The following is a 14,059-nucleotide window of genomic DNA, read 5'->3' on the forward strand; positions in this document are numbered from 1 at the left end:
CTCTGTCCACGGCGTGGCCATGAGGCTTGTCCAGTCCGGCGGCGAGCGTAAAAGCAGATCGACGGAACGTGTTAAGATTTCTTTTTGGCAATTTGGAACGGCGATGCACTGGACACACAAATGGGGGCTGATGGTGGGCGGCCTGATGTTCTACATCCTGGTCAACCAGTTTGGCCCCATGCTGTTTGCTCTTCATGGTGCGGAGGACACCGCCTTGCTGTCCGCAATCGGAACGTGGGTCGGTTCGATCGGATCCGTCGGAGCCTTGATCGGCGCAATTTGGATAGCATCGTGGCAAACACGGATTCAGCAGCGCGAAAAATTTGCCCTGGCCGTTATACAAGCAGCTCATTGCCAACACCGCATACAAGCTATGCTGAAAGGGCTTGAGGAAATTGTGCGGCTGCTCGGACCAAGTGCTGGCACTTCGATACCGATAAATAACAGAATGCTCGCGCTTGAGACGATTGCCGCCTTTGATGGAATTGCGAACGAAGAACTGGCAGCACTCACCCCGCTTGGCAATAATTGCGCATTGAAGATCGCCGCGGTCCAGAGTGCAATCGGAAATCTCAAACGACATATTCTCTTGATTAGCACCGTGCAGCCTCCATCGAACCAGTATTTGCGCCTCGTTGCTCTCGACGTCGATGGAGCCTATTTCGCGGCTCAAATAGCCCAGACGCAAGTTGATCGCATCTGGGAGGTTATGGACGTGATCCGGCGTTCGACCACGGACAGTCAACTCTAACGCCCGATTCATGGACGAAGCTCCGGAAAGGCGGCGAAGAACGCTGGGTGATCATCACCATGCACGCGGTAGCCATCACCGAACACGAAGCGCGCTGGCCAGCGGCCGCCGGCGAACATGAAGTCCGCGAAGGCGCGGTACCCGCCACCCGGCTCGCCGGCTTCCAGGCGTGAGCCGTAGACATAGGCGTCTGTGACCACGGCGCCCGGCAGGCTGAGCTCCACTAATTCCTGCAGCGCCACCCGGGCGGTCGCCGTGGCGCGCTGGCGGGCAAAGTCGCGCGCCATGCAGGCCTCGCAGCAGTACGGCGCGCCGGCGGCGCTGAAACAGCGGTCTTCCTCATCGCTGTAGACCCAGGTCGAGCAAGCGTTGCGTGTGCATTCGTAGCGCCAACCGTGGTCGATCAGCACGGCGGCCGGCACGGGACCGGGCGCATAAGCATCGAAGTGCGGCGCGCGGCGGCACGAATCGACTTCGGTCCAATCGCGGTCGAGCTCGTTGGCCCCCTGGCGACGCGCGGTGGCGCTGTTCGTGGCGAAAATGACGGTGGTGCCATCGTCGCCATCGTGGACGGTGTAGGCCTTGAGCCGCGTCATGGTCGTGCTCCCTGCGTCCGAGTCATGGCCGCATAATTCAGGCCGGCCAACTTGCAACCGTCCTGGGTGGCGTGGAAGTAGCGCAGGTCCAGCAGCGCGGCGCCAGCGCGCACGAAGCCGGCGGCGACCAGGCGGTCGAGCGCAGCCAGGTCGCGGCGGTTGGCCAGGTACTGGTTGCGGAAGCCCCAGCGGGACTGCGGATGGTGCGACGTGGCGCCCAGCATGTGGTGCAGCACGTCGAGGTCGTCGTCTTGAAGCGTCGCGACGCGCGCGGCGAACAGGCAGGCGACGCATTTGCCGTGCTGCGCGAGTTGCTTGGCCGGTGCGGCCTTGCCGCAAGCGCAGAGCTGGGCCTTGAGTACCGGCGCCGGCTTTTCGTTGGCGATGGCGCGGTGGCGGCGCTCTTCGCGGGAGAGATCGTAGATCATGATATTATTTACCTTTGGCAACTTAATATTTCAGGAATTAGATGAGCACCAATGAATGGAAAATAAAGATGCAAGGTTTTGCATCGAAAGTTGATGGCGCTTGTCGAGCTTATGTCGGACTGCTTATCACTAGCCCCGACGGCGAAGTAACAAGGGAATGGGTCTCCCTCCATGATCTCGGTTCCTTCGATACGCTGGATAAAGCCCTTGAAGCCACTGAACAAATACAATGCGGCATTTCCAACACCGGTGAATGGACACTGCTGGACCTGACTTAACTTCATACGCGCTGCGCAATCTCGCGGCCGCGCACCTCTGCGGCCATCGCTGCATCGCCAGTGGCCAGCAACCCGCTATCAACGACGCGCTGCAGCCCTTCACTCAGGCCATACCTGCCCAGTTCACGCAGTCGCACGTTGATGGCCAGCTTCCGGTGGATCGGGTAGTTCTCAAGCCAACAGCCATACTCGGGCGATGCGTAAATGCGCACGCTGGCCAGGTCGCCGTCGATTGACTCAACTACGCCCGGCAGCATCTGCGTGTATTTCTGGCTGCTGTCCTGCACCTCGCACCACAGCGGCAGACTGGTGACCATGCCGACCGACCAGTAGGCGCGCGCTTCGGCATCATCTTCCGCATCCTTTGCTTGCCAATAGGCAGCCATGCGCAGGCGCTCGGCCTCCTGCTCGGCAAGTTCCAGCTTCGGCGCACGGCGCTTTCCCTTGGCACCCGGCTGCGGCGCGACAGCGACAGTTGCGTCGAAGTCGAAGCTGAGTTGGGCGGTGGTCACAGCGTCGATCCTTGCGACGCGGCGATAGCGATCGCTACAGGCTGAACCCAGATCGACATCGCGCTGAGCATGAAGGTCTCGCCGGCGCTGGCTAGCAGCAGCGTCGTGCCCATCACTTCGCCGATCGCTTCGGCCGCGTCCGGTGGCACAGCATTGCCAATGCGCTCGCGGTGCGCGCTATCGTTGCTGCCGTCCAAACACAGCACCATGCCCGTGGCCGCTTTGTAGGCGTCGATCTCGCGCTGGGTCTGCGGGTCCATCGACCAGTGCTCGTTTGGGTTGATCAGCGATTGCAAAGCGGCCAGCTCGAGCGTGGTGAATGGCCGGTGCCATGTCCCGTCGAGTGCGCGAATCATGGCCACGGTTTTCTGGTTCAGCGCGGGCAGCGCCGGCACCTGGTCGATGCGCGGATCGGCGACTGACCAACGGCCGTTGTCGTAGCCGGCGGACGCGCTGACGGCGCCGCTCTGTCCGTCCCAGTCCAGCACGCCGTAGTGACCGCCTGTCAGGTACGCATCGCCTTTCTGGCGGTGGATGGTGCGCGGATCGGCCACGCAGAACGCACCCTGCCCCGTCGTGCTGCCTGCGATGACCGTGCCGGCCGGTGATTCGAACGGCGTGACCAAGTATTTGCCCGCGCCTTCGAAGCCGGTGCTCGAACGTGGATCGGCCACCGCGTAGGCGCCCTGGTCGTCGCCGCCGATCACAGTGCCGGTGCGCTTATCCCATGGTGTGACGGCGTACTTGCTAAACAGCGGACCACCAGGTGGGCGGGGGTCGGCAACCGAGAAGCCGCCCTGGATGGGTGAACGCTGGCCAGTAATGGTGCCTGTCGGCTTATCCCATGCGCGCACACCCAACTGGCCATAATCGCCGTTGTTCGAATAGCGCGGGTCGGCAACGCATTGGCCGGTGCTGTGGGCGCTCGATACGACTTTGGCGGGTTCATCCCACGGGCCTATGCGGCACTCGTTGCTGTGCTTGTCCGGGCCGAAGTGACGCGGATCAGCGATCGAGAATGCGCCATTCGTTGGCGTCGAGCGCCCGGCCACGGTGCCGCTGGTGCCATCCCATTCCTGCACGCCCATGTAGCCGCTGCGGTATTCAGGGACGATCAGGTAGTCGCTCAGGTGGCCATTTTCGACGGCCAGCTTGTTCAGGCTGCGCCAGTCGCTGCCGGCTTCAACGAAAGCCAGGCGCACCCACGTTTTCCACTGGAGGCGCGGGATGCGGTGCATGGGGCCGCCAGCGGCGTCGCCAGGGAACGGCATGCGGCCCAAAACATCGCCCACGGCGCGCAGGCGCTTCTTCTCTGGCTCGTAGAGGAACGGCGGCACCTTCTCCATGTGGCGTGCGACCAGGAGGAAGCGCTTGCGGCTCTGGGCCAGGCCGCCCAGCTCGCCGCAGTCGTGCGTCGTCTCGGCCACGGCGTAGCCGAACTGCTGCAGCAGCTGGTTGATCTGGTCCAGCAGGTGCCGGCCGCGCGTGGCCAGGCGCGGCACGTTCTCGAAAACGATCAGGTCCACTGGATCGTCAGCCCAGGCCTCGGCCATCAGCCAGATACAGCGCAACGTCAACTCGTTCAACGCCTGGTACTTCGCGGTCTTGCTCAGCGATTCGCTGAGCAGCCCACTTGCGCCCTTGCAAGGCGAGCTGATGAACACGATGTTCGGCGACTCGTTCCCGGCAGCGCGGCGAATGTCGGCGGCCGTGGCCTCGCGCCAACCAGCTGGTGGCTCTTTCCCGTGGAAGGCGGTGTACTGCGCACGCGTGAAGAGATCCATGACCGTACCCGGGCGGCCAGGTCCAGCGCGATCAAAATCGCGGATCGCGGCGGGGTCGTTATCGATTCCGCCGATGCAGCGGAGCGTCGCGGCCATGTTCCCGACCTGCGGCCGAGCCTTGTTGAAGCCCTTCTTGCCGCCGCCCAGGCCGCAGCAGAAGTGGAAGTGGCGGAACTCTTTCGTGTGGGTGATCAAGTCGCGCTTCATTGACGTGCTCCAGCAGCGCGGCGCGCGACCGTGACGGTAGAAACGTGAGGCTCGCGGCGGTAGGCAGGGCCGGCCACCTGGCCCACGTACGGCGCCGCCGGCGCCAGGGCATTGCGCGCCGGCGTGGTGATGTCGTACACCAGTCCGACGAGGTAGGCGTGACCGCCTTCAACGAGGCGGTTGAACAGCTCGCGCTGGATGAACTCGGCGCGGTTCGACTCGATGTCAATGTTCAGGCGCTCGCAGATTTGGTAGAAGGTGCCGGGGCCATCGAGCAGGCCCACCAGCAGCTTGCGCGCGCCGCTGCTCGGTTCAGGGAGTTTTCTCATGGCTGACCGCCTTCCACCTTCATGAGCTGGTCGGCGCAGTCGCGCAGCTTCTGCTCGTTATGGCGATGCTTCTTGACCGCGATGCCCTTCTCGGCCGGCGCGGCGCCGATCTTGGCCTTGTCCGTGGTGCGCCAATCTTTGACGGCTGCCAAGGTCTTGCTCTCGGTGTAGTTGATCGAGGTCGTCATGGCTCGGACCTCCGGGTGTATCGTGGTATCATGGGACCCTCTGTAGTTGATTTACCAAGCCGGCCTGCACGCCGGCTTTTCTATTTCCGCGATCAGTCGTACTGCCCTGACCTTTCGCGGATTTCCTGCACGTTCATGCCGAAATACTCATGAATATGCAAAATCTGCTTTGCCGTGAGGCGCTGGCCAGACCGCAACAGGCGGCTGATCGTGGCGCTTGTCTCGCCCATTTCTCGGGCCAGCGCGGCGTAATTCTTTAAACGGTGTTCGGTGATCAGGTAATCCAGCAATTCGCGCACGCTGGGCGGCACGGGGCCAGGCGTCATGGCGGTGCTCCGGCGATCGGTGCGGCGGCGAGTTTCTTGCGCTCCCACGCGGCAATCTCGCGATCGGTCATGAACATGTAGCTGTCACAGCCGCATGTGGGGCAAACCTTCTCGGTAACTCCGGCGCCGAATTTCTTGCTTGGCTGCTCATGGAGGTCGGTTTCCTTACCGCGCCATTTGCATTTCGTGCGGCCGCAGCGGATCGGGGCCGCGCCCCAGGCTGGGCGGGCGTTCACAATTCTTTGCCTGGTGGGTGCGGGTCGGTCGGCTCCATGCGGTAGTCCGAATTCGCGTCGCAAAACTCTTGCGCCGATTTTCCGTTGGATACCGGGATCAATCCTGGCCCGATGAGGCCGTTTTGAATCCATTCCATCGCCTTCTCGGCGCCGTCGCCCTGCTGCCATTCGATCCAAGCAGACTGGTTGCCAACCATAATGTTGTGGATGGTCTGGCTCAGGATCCAGTTAGAGCGGCGGCGCTTGGCGATCTCCGCTTCGAGTTCTGCGATGCGCGCCGTGTCGGCCGGCACCGCCAGGTACACCGCCAGCGCATCCGGGCTTTGCTTCGTGGCCCATAGCGTGGTGCGGCACTGGCCGATGCACGGAACCTCGCGCGGCTCGATGTAGCCGGCCACCTGGGGCGCGGTAGCGCGCGATTCGATGCGCTCGATCATGGCCAGCACGAACATGCAGCCAACGTCCATGCTCATGTTGGCGCCGCCGGCGGCCAGCGCCAGGGCCTCGGCTTTCAGTTCCTGCAGTTCCGGGCCATCCATGTATGCCGCCCAGTCCACGAGTGCATCGCTTTGACGTGCAGCCGACTGCTGCGACGGCGTGGTCATCGCCAGGTGCAGCGCCCCGGCGGCGGCCGGCGACAGCGTGACCGAGCGATCCATGACCTTGGCAGTGGCCAGGTGGTCGCGCAGCTCGCACAAGCCGGTGTCGGTGACGGCCGGCGCGTGCAGCAGGCCGGCGTCCAGCCCCATGTTCCAGGCGCCGCGCGCATGCTCGTTCAGTGCCTCGCGGATCTCGCTCGGCACCAGGCCGCCCAGATCGTCGCGGAAGCACCAGTCCGGCAGCGCCGGCATTGGGCAAGCGGTAGGCGCGCTATTCTTTTCGTTACGCATTCGTATCTCCGTCAGTGATGGGAAAGCTGGTGCTCGACCTGGTGCTTCGCAAATTCGCCCGCCACCCAGTTCACGCCTTTCGGGGTGAAGCGCGCGCTGTTGAATGCATGGTTGTTCGCCTGGGCGTGGCCGGCCTTGACCACGAACCGGCCGGCGTCGAGGTGCGCGGCCATTGGCGCCAGCGCGCCGCCGAGGCGGTACATGATTTTTTTCTCGATGAGGAAGTCACGAAAGACGTGCTCCTTCACCTTCAGGACCTTGGCCACCTGGCGGAAGCCCAGCGCGCCGGTAGCGTCGCAGTAGCGATCGACGAACTCAACGGCCGGCTTCGCCGCCTCCAGCGCGACTGCCTGCTGCTCAATCACCTCGGCCTGCTCGGCGGCCAGGCGCAGCGCTTGCGCGAAGGTTTGCGGCACTCCGGGCAACTGCGGCTTAACGTTGGCCTGCTCCAGTTCGCACATGCGGTCGAACACTTTCGCCTGGAGCGTGTAGCTGTAACTCATGGCGACGAGACAAGCCTCGCGCTTCGGCAGCAAATAGATGTCGCGCTTATTGTTGTTACCGTAGACGTGCGTTCCTAAAAATTTAGGAGCGTCGGCGCCCAGCACTTTGGGAATTTTCGCCATCAGGTTGTCGTGCCGCAGTTCGATGAAAGGCTCGACGGGAGTGGCGTGCGCCCGGCGATCTTCGTTGATGAACTCGACCAGCTCAAGACTGGTCATGGTCACTACTTCGGCGATGATTGAATCCACGAAAACTCCTTGCGGTGGTTGGCTGCTGGTCGGCGGGCCGGTTGTTGATTCAGGAACGCATCGGGCGCAGCGCACCGCGCGAAACGCGGCGCACGCCCTGGGCCTGGCCTGGGAAGGAGAAGGCCCGGCGCAGACCTGCACCAGCCCCTTCTTGGCGGCTGGGGAAGCGGGTAACCTGCTGGTGTGCCGTCGCGATGCGCATGCCAGCCTGGCGGAGGAAGCCGCTGATGCTGATATCTGCTGCAGCGCAGTGGCTCTGCAAAGTGGCCTGCTCCTCGTCGCCGAGGTAGACCTTGACGACGTTCAAGCGGGGATCCGGCTTGCGTTGGGTGGTGCTCATGTGTTGCTCCTATAGTGATGCGGACTTCAGGATTTAAACCGGCAGGTCTAGGGCCGGCGACGTTACAAATTCGGGGTGGTGATCGCCGTCAGCCAGGCAGGCCGGACGCGGCAGCGCCGGTGGCGGGACGAACGACCGAGCAGAGATCGGCGCATGCGGTGCTGCGCGCGGCGACCGTGATGTCGCCCTGCTTCGCCAGCACTTCGAGCAGCGTGTTCTGCTTGCGCAGCTCGGCCAGCATCAGCGTGATCGACCCGTAGATATGGGCCTGCAACACCAATTCCGGCCAGATCGACGCCCATTTTTCCGGGAACAGTTCTTGGCGCGTTACAGCCCCGCCGGTCGCACGCTCGATCGCGGCGCCATGCTCGACAGGAATTGGATTTACCCCGGAGGCGTAGCGGCTGACGTTTGCCTGCGGTATATCCAACGCCTCAGAAAGGCGCAACTGGTTACCGCGTGCGAGTGCAAAGTATTCAGCGAGGTTCATGCGGCCTCTCCCGCTTGATTGAGCTGGGTCACGGCGGCGGGTGCGGGGTTGCCGTAAATGTCATCGAACGACAGGGTGTGGCCGCGCTTCGCTGCAAATGCAATCAGCCGCTGCGCAACCTTCGGCGGAACACTCTGCCCGCGCTCGTAGTGGGAGACATTCCCTTGGCTGACCTGCAGAGCGTCTGCGAGGGCCTTTTGAGTGAGTGCGAGCTTGGCTCGGATGTCTGAAATTCGGTTCATGAGGCAAATATTAGTCCGACTGCTAGATATTGTCAACAGTCGGACTAATTGAAATTTATTAGGCTTACTTATATTCTGTTCATATGCCCGCACAACCACTATCACAAGACCAACTTTCCGAAGCCGCCAAGCTCAAGGACCTATTCAAGTCCTGGCAGGCGAGTCGCAAAGAATCCGGTCTTCCTTCGTCCCAAGAGGCTGCGGCAGATATGCTCGGCTTCGGCCAAAGTGCCCTTGCCCAATATTTGAACGGAAAGATTCCCTTAAACATCGACGCTGGAGCCAAGTTCGCCGCCCTCCTTGGTGTGGGCCTATCAGACTTCAGCCCGTCACTGGCAGACCAGGCAACCAGGGTTGCTGGTTCCGTTACCGGGTTACGTGTGACGGATGATGACGATCACGCTCCGCCCACCATCGCAATTCCAATGGTCTCGGTCCACGTGCAAGCGGGGATAGACGGATTCGTCATTGAGCCTATCCTTGATGAGGATGGAAGGCACTATGTGCCTCGGCAATTCATTGAGGAAAATGACCTGCACCCCGACTCACTCGTCGCTGTAAAGGTGCGGGGCGACAGTATGCAGCCGATGATATTTGACGGAGATATTGCAGTCGTCAATACCATTGACCGAACTCGCAAAAACGGTGGAGTCTTCGCCATGAACTACAACGGCCAGGCTGTAGTTAAGCGCTTGACTTACGATCGCCGAGAATGGTTTTTGGCCTCGGACAATCCCGACTTCGAGCCAGTCCCATGCCGTGGCGCTGACTGCATTGTCATTGGACGAGTTGTTCACTTCACGCCAAAGAACTTCCGCGACCGATTATGAAAAAAATTATTGTCAGCGGAATTGCGCTCTTGCTTCCGTTTTGGGCTAATGCTGGCGAATGCGACAAGACGGCGGCGCTTGAGGCGCAATCGATGCTGCGCGAATTCGCAAAAAGCCATATCGAAGGCGATCACCTCGCCGTGTACTGGGTCTACAAGATCGAGCGCGAATCAGATGCAAAGCGCTTGAAAATGGTTCGCGCCTTCTCTGATATGGACGCCTGTCTGTCCGGCGGCGCGCGTGAGATCATGTTTTACCGCAAAGACAAGCTGATGGGCGTTGCCTCCCCAGGCTCCGGTGTGAGGCTGGTGAGATAGGTTACGCTCGGGCAGGCTCGGATGCCCAAGCGCGCTAGTGAAGGCTACAATCTAGCTAGCGATATTGTTTGAGGGCATAAGGCGACTTGTGCTTCGCTATCCGATGCTTGATCCATCTCCATAGTTCCCAGCAACCAAGGATACAAGAAGTGAGTACACCAGAAGAAGAGTTAGACAAAGGTTCAGCTGCCAATCTGTCATTTGCAGACATTTTGGAGTTCCTTAAGGCATCGAAGGTCGACCGACCGTGTCCAGCCTGCGGAAATGGCGGATGGAATATTATTCACACCTCGGAAGTCGATGGTGAGGATATGGGTCCCATGATCCCACTTGGCAATCGTCAACGAGGTTCGATAAGTAACTATGTTCTTCCCGTGATCGTGTGCATATGTAAAAGATGCGCATTTATGCGATTCCATTCTAGGGCCCCAATAAGCAAATGGGTGACTAACGGCAAAAAACCTCTTGAAAACAATGAGAGCCAGTAACACATATAGCGAGGGGCGGCCTACCGCAGAAGGGCTTAGAAGTCGCTTCCCCACATTCGATGACTATTCAGACGTTGACAATCTAACGGTGCACACTCGCCCGGGCGGTGTATCCTCCACACATGAAAATTTCAACGAACCTATGAGTAATCTCACAAGAGAAGAGTTTGATGCAAAACTCGAAACCATCGAGGTAAAGATGGATGGAAGGGTCGCATCCATACAGGCCAGTGTTGATAATTATCTCAAACTGCAAACGGAGAGCGCGAAGCGGCTCGAGGATAGGTTGATTCGCATGGAAAGCGATGTATCGGACGGCCGAAAGGAAACAAAAGCCGAAGGAGACAAAGCAAGCGCGGATATGAAAAGCTTAAAAACCGCGATCATTGTGACTGCTGTTAGCACGGTAGCGGCCATTTTGTTTGGCGTGCTTTCCTTTAATACAATGCTAACATCGAACATGCTAGCATCATTCGAGTCAGGCAAAAATACGGCCTCCGCCCAAGAGGAGGTAAAGAAGCAGGCGGAGGATACTGCCGCGCTACTCAAGCAGATGCGCGAAGAATTGGATCGACGGCGCCAACCAGATGCGCCCCCGTCCAAGTAGAAAAAAAAGCCCGCACAGCGGGTTTTTTTTCGTCAAGCCACTCTTGGGCTCTAATCCCTCCCCTGTGACATCCAGTCCGCACCACATCGAACTGCCGTACTAACAAAAAATATTCTTTTTTATTAGTCCGACTGTTGACATAAATAATCAGTCAGACTAATATACCTCCATCGATACACCAACAGCGATGGAGAAGAAATGTCACCAGCCGAACTGCAAGCCCTTGCCGAAGCCCTGCGCTTGGGCGATGCCGCACACGCCGCCTCCCACCCTGCGCCAGCTGCGCGCTAATCGGAGATCGACGCCATGCGCAAACCTACCCTTAAAAAGAACACGACCAACCTGCAATGCGCCGGCTTCGTCGCCAGCATCGGTTGCCCTCGCATCTGGGAAATCTGCAACGACTTCGACCGCAAGCTCTCGCGCCGCCGGTACATCTACCGTACGGAAGCTGCTGCTGCCGAGCTGCGCGATGAGCGCGCCGCTGGTTCTGCGTGGTCGTTCGCCGAGCACCAGAAGGCGGTGGCGCTGTGATCGCCCTGATCCTGGGTGCCCAGCTCGGCAGCACCTTCAACTTCACCGAACTGGCTGGCGACGCCATCCGCAACCTGGTCCCGGCGCGCAAGTTGGCCCTAGTGCCGAAGCTGGCGCCGGCCGCCACCGGCATGGTCACCGTGGCCCAGTTCTGCGCTGCACGCGGCGCCGACCTGCCGCTGCCCGTCATGAGCCGCATCGGTCGCAAGGCTGCGGCGCTGAGCCGCGCTGACGGCCTGCTGATCGGCCGCGCCATGGAGCAGTTCGGCGAGGTCAACACCTACGACGCCGACGTGCTGGCCCTAGCCTTCGACGCGATTCAGGCCGCCCAATGAATGCCCCTATCAACTTCGCCCTGCTCCAGGCGGCCGCCGCACCGGTCGCGGTTACGCCAACCACGGCAATCAGCCAGCCGCTCATCCCGGCCGATGCGCGGCCACTGCACTCCGGGTATGAGCACGACGGCCTACTGGTTGACCTGTACGGCGTGCTCGACGCGCACGGCTACGAAGTGAAGCACGTCGGCTTGCACCTCTCGGTAGACATGACCGACATCGGCGCCTGGCTGAAGCGCGAAGTTCTGCTGCAAATGAGCGACTGGTGTGACGACCACCTGCCGAGTGCCCACGACCTGCGCCTGGTGTCGATCGACGAGGCGCGTATCGAGCGCCACGAGTGGGAACGCAACTTCGAGCCACCTTGATCGGATCGAATCTCCGGCTTGGACGCGTCAGCAAACGAACAAAACAGAGGTGTGCGATGGATCGAATTGTTGTGAATGGAATCGAGTATGTACGGGCGCAGCCGGTAGCGAAAGCGGCCAAGCGGGTACCGCAGCCAAAGATGGTCGAGCGCCAGTGCAAGTGGTGCCGCAAGCAGTTCTTCGCACGGGCTGCCGACGTCAAACGGGGCTGGGGACTGTACTGCTCGAAGACGTGCAAGGCGATCCGCCAAGAAGTACGCACTGGCCAGTACCGGGCACACCTGGAGCACCGCGACGCCGATGGCTACGGCGGCGAGTTCTCCAACGCGCACCAGTTCAGTAACGAAGAGCACGACTGCAACAAGGATTAAGCAATGCGGTCGCCGGGCGCTGCTACCACCCGGCTCAGCCTTGGCAGGCGAAGAAATAGCCCCTGTGGGATCAGCATGCCCGCGTCGCACTCGCCCCGTGCCGCCGGCCGGCGTATCCGGCCACCACAAACCATAGAAAGGCATCACATGGCAGCAGAAACCAGCAACTTCCAACCGGGCCAGAAGGTCACCGTCCGCGCCCGGAGCAAGGTCTTCGAGGGCAAGTTCCTGAAAGAGCGTCCTGGCTCGAAGGGCATCTACTACGACATCGACCTGGGCGGCAACAAGGTCGGCAGCTACCGCCCCTCGCAGGTGCAGGCAGTTTGAATCAATGGCGGCGTGCAGGCCGCCAGCAGCACCCGTCCCGCGCCGGGCAAGCGCGGGAACCACATGGCTGCTGATTGCCGAGGAGCGAGAACACACACAGGTAACGCTGGTGCAGTGCGCGGGCGGATTGGCGGGGCAGTCAGCAGCCATGTGGTGAATAGAGCAGGCTGATGCTCGACCTAATTGAGTGCTCCAGTACATGGCCAGTGCGAAAGCGCTTCGGGTTTGGGAGCAAAGCCGGAAGAAGTCAGCACCGGCTACCACACGCAGGGACCGGCGAACGCGGTCCCCAACAATGAAACGAACAGGGAGAGTGGCATGAACTGCAACTGCGTCAAAAGCACCGAAACCAGACTGGCGACTGCGCTGTTCATCGTCGAGAAGGCAGGTTCGGACATCAAGGTTGAATGCATGGCGACCGGCTTCCAGCTGACGGAAGACATGGACTTGCGCAGCACGATCAACATTCCGTTCAAGATCACCGGCACCGGAAAGGGCTTTTCGAGCGCCAAGGGCAAGACGATGCCGTTCGTCGCGGGCTTCTGCCCCTTCTGCGGTCGCACAACCGGCCGCTACACGGTCGGCGAATACGAGGGTCTGCCCGTCGCTGTGCCTGCGGGTGTCGCATGATCATCCGTCACATCACCGCTGGCCGCGCCGCGCGCGCCGCCGTCTCGGACGCACTGCATCGCATCTACCAGGACGCCGGTTACGAGGACGTTTTCAACAGCGGCAACCTTGATGCAGTCGAAATGGTCCTTTCCGGCGGCTGCGTCAGCGAGGAACTGAACGACAGTCGCAACTGGATCCACCTGCAGATGGCCGAGCGCGAAGGAGTCGCATCGTGAGCCCTCTTCTTCGCGCCGCCCTGCACAGCTCCGTGGCCGGCTTCGTAATCGGTGGCCTGCTGGTCGCTGCGCGCTGGTTCGGCCTCGTCGAATGGTTGGTGAAGCCATGATCTACCACCTCACCATCAAGCACGAGGACGGCAGCACCGAGCACCGCACTGCCATCGGCGCCATCAAGGCAATCTGCGACGCTCTGTACGACGCCGGCGCGCTGGGCGTGACCGCCATGGTGCAGCCGTGAGCGCCCTGGAACCGGGCCTGGTCGCCCAGCTGCTTGCGCACGAGCCAGCGCCGGCCGAGAAGGCGCTGCGCAAGATCGTCTCGCTGTTCACCGACAACGCCTTCATGAGCGGCCACGAGCTGCGCGTGCTGGAAATCGCAATGGAAGGCTTGGGCGCGTCGGCCAGCGAGCGGCGCCAGGCGATCGAGGGCGCGATTCAGTTGCGGCGCAACCGGGTCATGGGTCGCTACGCCGAGCAAGGGAGGGCTGGCGATGAAGTTGCGTGAAATCCTCACCATCGGGGCCCTACTCACCCTGGTCGCGCTCACCTACGGCTACATGCAGGAAGCCGACGCCCGCGCAGCGCAGCACGAGCAAGAAATTTGGACCGGCAAGGTCGATAAGTAGCCGGCGCCGCACCACCACCAATTTACCCGCCACCGGCGGCAACAACGAAGTCCACCT

28 protein-coding genes are annotated in these 14,059 nt (G+C 61.2%); 15 read left to right on the forward strand and 13 right to left on the reverse strand.

The features are described 5' to 3' along the window. Positions 1 to 19 precede the first annotated feature (19 nt). Positions 20 to 751, forward strand: coding sequence for a hypothetical protein (locus DUPY_RS25560; protein ID WP_141749678.1), 732 nt, complete (start codon positions 20 to 22; stop codon positions 749 to 751). 8 nt (positions 752 to 759) lie between these two features. On the opposite strand, the gene DUPY_RS25565 is transcribed toward DUPY_RS25560, so the two are convergent. Further along, positions 760 to 1,347: a hypothetical protein gene (locus tag DUPY_RS25565; RefSeq protein ID WP_070251966.1), complete on the reverse strand. Its 588-nt coding sequence runs from the start codon at positions 1,345 to 1,347 to the stop codon at positions 760 to 762. After that, on the reverse strand, positions 1,344 to 1,775 hold the full coding sequence (locus DUPY_RS25570; RefSeq protein WP_070251967.1) for a hypothetical protein: 432 nt from the start codon (positions 1,773 to 1,775) through the stop codon (positions 1,344 to 1,346). Before DUPY_RS25570 ends, DUPY_RS25565 begins: the two co-directional genes overlap by 4 nt. A gap of 41 nt (positions 1,776 to 1,816) precedes the next feature. Between DUPY_RS25570 and DUPY_RS28125 the strand changes: the two genes are divergently transcribed. Beyond that, complete coding sequence (locus tag DUPY_RS28125) at positions 1,817 to 2,053, forward strand: hypothetical protein (protein WP_141749679.1); 237 nt, start codon at positions 1,817 to 1,819, stop codon at positions 2,051 to 2,053. Positions 2,054 to 2,055: 2 nt separating this feature from the next. Here DUPY_RS28125 and DUPY_RS25575 read toward each other — a convergent pair whose 3' ends face one another. The 11 genes from DUPY_RS25575 to DUPY_RS25620 all read right to left on the reverse strand — a co-directional run bounded on the left by DUPY_RS25575 (position 2,056) and on the right by DUPY_RS25620 (position 8,349). Further along, positions 2,056 to 2,565 (reverse strand): hypothetical protein, encoded by a 510-nt coding sequence (locus DUPY_RS25575; RefSeq protein ID WP_070251968.1) that lies wholly within the window; start codon positions 2,563 to 2,565, stop codon positions 2,056 to 2,058. Further along, positions 2,562 to 4,556, reverse strand: a complete 1,995-nt coding sequence (locus DUPY_RS25580) for a DNA cytosine methyltransferase (protein WP_070251969.1) — start codon at positions 4,554 to 4,556, stop codon at positions 2,562 to 2,564. Before DUPY_RS25580 ends, DUPY_RS25575 begins: the two co-directional genes overlap by 4 nt. Next, complete coding sequence (locus DUPY_RS25585) at positions 4,553 to 4,885, reverse strand: hypothetical protein (RefSeq protein ID WP_070251970.1); 333 nt, start codon at positions 4,883 to 4,885, stop codon at positions 4,553 to 4,555. Before DUPY_RS25585 ends, DUPY_RS25580 begins: the two co-directional genes overlap by 4 nt. After that, the gene (locus tag DUPY_RS25590; RefSeq protein WP_070251971.1) at positions 4,882 to 5,073 is read right to left on the reverse strand and encodes a hypothetical protein; all 192 of its coding nucleotides are present in this window, start codon (positions 5,071 to 5,073) and stop codon (positions 4,882 to 4,884) included. The genes DUPY_RS25585 and DUPY_RS25590 overlap by 4 nt, the downstream gene beginning before the upstream one ends. A 92-nt stretch (positions 5,074 to 5,165) precedes the next feature. Further along, a complete protein-coding gene (locus DUPY_RS25595; RefSeq protein WP_070251972.1) occupies positions 5,166 to 5,399 on the reverse strand; it encodes a helix-turn-helix domain-containing protein in 234 nt (77 codons plus the stop codon). Then, positions 5,396 to 5,635, reverse strand: coding sequence for a hypothetical protein (locus DUPY_RS27400; RefSeq protein ID WP_071651709.1), 240 nt, complete (start codon positions 5,633 to 5,635; stop codon positions 5,396 to 5,398). The genes DUPY_RS25595 and DUPY_RS27400 overlap by 4 nt, the downstream gene beginning before the upstream one ends. Beyond that, positions 5,632 to 6,525, reverse strand: a complete 894-nt coding sequence (locus tag DUPY_RS25600; protein WP_141749680.1) for a hypothetical protein — start codon at positions 6,523 to 6,525, stop codon at positions 5,632 to 5,634. The genes DUPY_RS27400 and DUPY_RS25600 overlap by 4 nt, the downstream gene beginning before the upstream one ends. A gap of 11 nt (positions 6,526 to 6,536) precedes the next feature. Further along, the gene (locus DUPY_RS25605; protein ID WP_208600104.1) at positions 6,537 to 7,277 is read right to left on the reverse strand and encodes a phage antirepressor KilAC domain-containing protein; all 741 of its coding nucleotides are present in this window, start codon (positions 7,275 to 7,277) and stop codon (positions 6,537 to 6,539) included. A 49-nt stretch (positions 7,278 to 7,326) separates the two neighbouring features. After that, on the reverse strand, positions 7,327 to 7,617 hold the full coding sequence (locus tag DUPY_RS25610; protein ID WP_070251974.1) for a hypothetical protein: 291 nt from the start codon (positions 7,615 to 7,617) through the stop codon (positions 7,327 to 7,329). A gap of 88 nt (positions 7,618 to 7,705) precedes the next feature. After that, positions 7,706 to 8,107 (reverse strand): transcriptional regulator, encoded by a 402-nt coding sequence (locus DUPY_RS25615; protein ID WP_070251975.1) that lies wholly within the window; start codon positions 8,105 to 8,107, stop codon positions 7,706 to 7,708. Further along, on the reverse strand, positions 8,104 to 8,349 hold the full coding sequence (locus tag DUPY_RS25620) for a helix-turn-helix domain-containing protein (protein ID WP_070251976.1): 246 nt from the start codon (positions 8,347 to 8,349) through the stop codon (positions 8,104 to 8,106). The genes DUPY_RS25615 and DUPY_RS25620 overlap by 4 nt, the downstream gene beginning before the upstream one ends. Before the next feature lie 83 nt (positions 8,350 to 8,432). Between DUPY_RS25620 and DUPY_RS25625 the strand changes: the two genes are divergently transcribed. The 13 genes from DUPY_RS25625 to DUPY_RS29075 all read left to right on the forward strand — a co-directional run bounded on the left by DUPY_RS25625 (position 8,433) and on the right by DUPY_RS29075 (position 14,002). Then, positions 8,433 to 9,179, forward strand: coding sequence for a LexA family protein (locus DUPY_RS25625; protein WP_070251977.1), 747 nt, complete (start codon positions 8,433 to 8,435; stop codon positions 9,177 to 9,179). Continuing rightward, positions 9,176 to 9,496 (forward strand): hypothetical protein, encoded by a 321-nt coding sequence (locus tag DUPY_RS25630; protein ID WP_070251978.1) that lies wholly within the window; start codon positions 9,176 to 9,178, stop codon positions 9,494 to 9,496. Before DUPY_RS25625 ends, DUPY_RS25630 begins: the two co-directional genes overlap by 4 nt. A gap of 630 nt (positions 9,497 to 10,126) precedes the next feature. Further along, on the forward strand, positions 10,127 to 10,591 hold the full coding sequence (locus DUPY_RS25635) for a hypothetical protein (protein ID WP_070251979.1): 465 nt from the start codon (positions 10,127 to 10,129) through the stop codon (positions 10,589 to 10,591). 306 nt (positions 10,592 to 10,897) lie between these two features. Further along, positions 10,898 to 11,125 carry a hypothetical protein gene (locus DUPY_RS25640; protein WP_070251980.1) on the forward strand — a complete coding sequence of 76 codons (228 nt, stop codon included), beginning with the start codon at positions 10,898 to 10,900 and terminating at the stop codon, positions 11,123 to 11,125. Beyond that, positions 11,122 to 11,460, forward strand: coding sequence for a hypothetical protein (locus tag DUPY_RS25645; RefSeq protein WP_070251981.1), 339 nt, complete (start codon positions 11,122 to 11,124; stop codon positions 11,458 to 11,460). Before DUPY_RS25640 ends, DUPY_RS25645 begins: the two co-directional genes overlap by 4 nt. After that, positions 11,457 to 11,828 carry a hypothetical protein gene (locus tag DUPY_RS25650; protein WP_070251982.1) on the forward strand — a complete coding sequence of 124 codons (372 nt, stop codon included), beginning with the start codon at positions 11,457 to 11,459 and terminating at the stop codon, positions 11,826 to 11,828. Before DUPY_RS25645 ends, DUPY_RS25650 begins: the two co-directional genes overlap by 4 nt. Positions 11,829 to 11,899: 71 nt before the next feature. Continuing rightward, complete coding sequence (locus DUPY_RS25655; RefSeq protein ID WP_229255506.1) at positions 11,900 to 12,199, forward strand: hypothetical protein; 300 nt, start codon at positions 11,900 to 11,902, stop codon at positions 12,197 to 12,199. 147 nt (positions 12,200 to 12,346) lie between these two features. Next, entirely contained in the window at positions 12,347 to 12,526 is a 180-nt protein-coding gene (locus tag DUPY_RS25660; protein ID WP_070251984.1) for a hypothetical protein, read from the forward strand. Positions 12,527 to 12,844: 318 nt separating this feature from the next. Continuing rightward, positions 12,845 to 13,156, forward strand: a complete 312-nt coding sequence (locus DUPY_RS25665; RefSeq protein ID WP_070251985.1) for a hypothetical protein — start codon at positions 12,845 to 12,847, stop codon at positions 13,154 to 13,156. Further along, on the forward strand, positions 13,153 to 13,374 hold the full coding sequence (locus tag DUPY_RS25670; protein ID WP_070251986.1) for a hypothetical protein: 222 nt from the start codon (positions 13,153 to 13,155) through the stop codon (positions 13,372 to 13,374). Before DUPY_RS25665 ends, DUPY_RS25670 begins: the two co-directional genes overlap by 4 nt. A 106-nt stretch (positions 13,375 to 13,480) precedes the next feature. Beyond that, entirely contained in the window at positions 13,481 to 13,615 is a 135-nt protein-coding gene (locus DUPY_RS29070) for a hypothetical protein (RefSeq protein ID WP_267875845.1), read from the forward strand. Continuing rightward, positions 13,612 to 13,881, forward strand: coding sequence for a hypothetical protein (locus tag DUPY_RS25675; protein ID WP_070251987.1), 270 nt, complete (start codon positions 13,612 to 13,614; stop codon positions 13,879 to 13,881). The genes DUPY_RS29070 and DUPY_RS25675 overlap by 4 nt, the downstream gene beginning before the upstream one ends. Continuing rightward, positions 13,868 to 14,002, forward strand: coding sequence for a hypothetical protein (locus DUPY_RS29075; protein WP_267875846.1), 135 nt, complete (start codon positions 13,868 to 13,870; stop codon positions 14,000 to 14,002). Before DUPY_RS25675 ends, DUPY_RS29075 begins: the two co-directional genes overlap by 14 nt. Positions 14,003 to 14,059: the final 57 nt, after the last annotated feature.

The sequence above is a fragment of the Duganella phyllosphaerae genome (assembly GCF_001758785.1).
Taxonomy (GTDB): Bacteria; Pseudomonadota; Gammaproteobacteria; order Burkholderiales; family Burkholderiaceae_D; genus Rugamonas; species Rugamonas phyllosphaerae.

Bases quoted from the DNA above. Each gene is read 5' to 3' on its own strand.
- DUPY_RS25560 (WP_141749678.1), top strand. From the start codon at position 20: ATGAGGCTTGTCCAGTCCGGCGGCGAGCGTAAAAGCAGATCGACGGAA.
- DUPY_RS25565 (WP_070251966.1), bottom strand. From the start codon at position 1,347: ATGACGCGGCTCAAGGCCTACACCGTCCACGATGGCGACGATGGCACC.
- DUPY_RS25570 (WP_070251967.1), bottom strand. From the start codon at position 1,775: ATGATCTACGATCTCTCCCGCGAAGAGCGCCGCCACCGCGCCATCGCC.
- DUPY_RS28125 (WP_141749679.1), top strand. From the start codon at position 1,817: ATGAGCACCAATGAATGGAAAATAAAGATGCAAGGTTTTGCATCGAAA.
- DUPY_RS25580 (WP_070251969.1), bottom strand. From the start codon at position 4,556: ATGAAGCGCGACTTGATCACCCACACGAAAGAGTTCCGCCACTTCCAC.
- DUPY_RS25585 (WP_070251970.1), bottom strand. From the start codon at position 4,885: ATGAGAAAACTCCCTGAACCGAGCAGCGGCGCGCGCAAGCTGCTGGTG.
- DUPY_RS25590 (WP_070251971.1), bottom strand. From the start codon at position 5,073: ATGACGACCTCGATCAACTACACCGAGAGCAAGACCTTGGCAGCCGTC.
- DUPY_RS25595 (WP_070251972.1), bottom strand. From the start codon at position 5,399: ATGACGCCTGGCCCCGTGCCGCCCAGCGTGCGCGAATTGCTGGATTAC.
- DUPY_RS25600 (WP_141749680.1), bottom strand. From the start codon at position 6,525: ATGCGTAACGAAAAGAATAGCGCGCCTACCGCTTGCCCAATGCCGGCG.
- DUPY_RS25610 (WP_070251974.1), bottom strand. From the start codon at position 7,617: ATGAGCACCACCCAACGCAAGCCGGATCCCCGCTTGAACGTCGTCAAG.
- DUPY_RS25615 (WP_070251975.1), bottom strand. From the start codon at position 8,107: ATGAACCTCGCTGAATACTTTGCACTCGCACGCGGTAACCAGTTGCGC.
- DUPY_RS25620 (WP_070251976.1), bottom strand. From the start codon at position 8,349: ATGAACCGAATTTCAGACATCCGAGCCAAGCTCGCACTCACTCAAAAG.
- DUPY_RS25625 (WP_070251977.1), top strand. From the start codon at position 8,433: ATGCCCGCACAACCACTATCACAAGACCAACTTTCCGAAGCCGCCAAG.
- DUPY_RS25630 (WP_070251978.1), top strand. From the start codon at position 9,176: ATGAAAAAAATTATTGTCAGCGGAATTGCGCTCTTGCTTCCGTTTTGG.
- DUPY_RS25635 (WP_070251979.1), top strand. From the start codon at position 10,127: ATGAGTAATCTCACAAGAGAAGAGTTTGATGCAAAACTCGAAACCATC.
- DUPY_RS25640 (WP_070251980.1), top strand. From the start codon at position 10,898: ATGCGCAAACCTACCCTTAAAAAGAACACGACCAACCTGCAATGCGCC.
- DUPY_RS25650 (WP_070251982.1), top strand. From the start codon at position 11,457: ATGAATGCCCCTATCAACTTCGCCCTGCTCCAGGCGGCCGCCGCACCG.
- DUPY_RS25660 (WP_070251984.1), top strand. From the start codon at position 12,347: ATGGCAGCAGAAACCAGCAACTTCCAACCGGGCCAGAAGGTCACCGTC.
- DUPY_RS25665 (WP_070251985.1), top strand. From the start codon at position 12,845: ATGAACTGCAACTGCGTCAAAAGCACCGAAACCAGACTGGCGACTGCG.
- DUPY_RS25670 (WP_070251986.1), top strand. From the start codon at position 13,153: ATGATCATCCGTCACATCACCGCTGGCCGCGCCGCGCGCGCCGCCGTC.
- DUPY_RS29070 (WP_267875845.1), top strand. From the start codon at position 13,481: ATGATCTACCACCTCACCATCAAGCACGAGGACGGCAGCACCGAGCAC.
- DUPY_RS29075 (WP_267875846.1), top strand. From the start codon at position 13,868: ATGAAGTTGCGTGAAATCCTCACCATCGGGGCCCTACTCACCCTGGTC.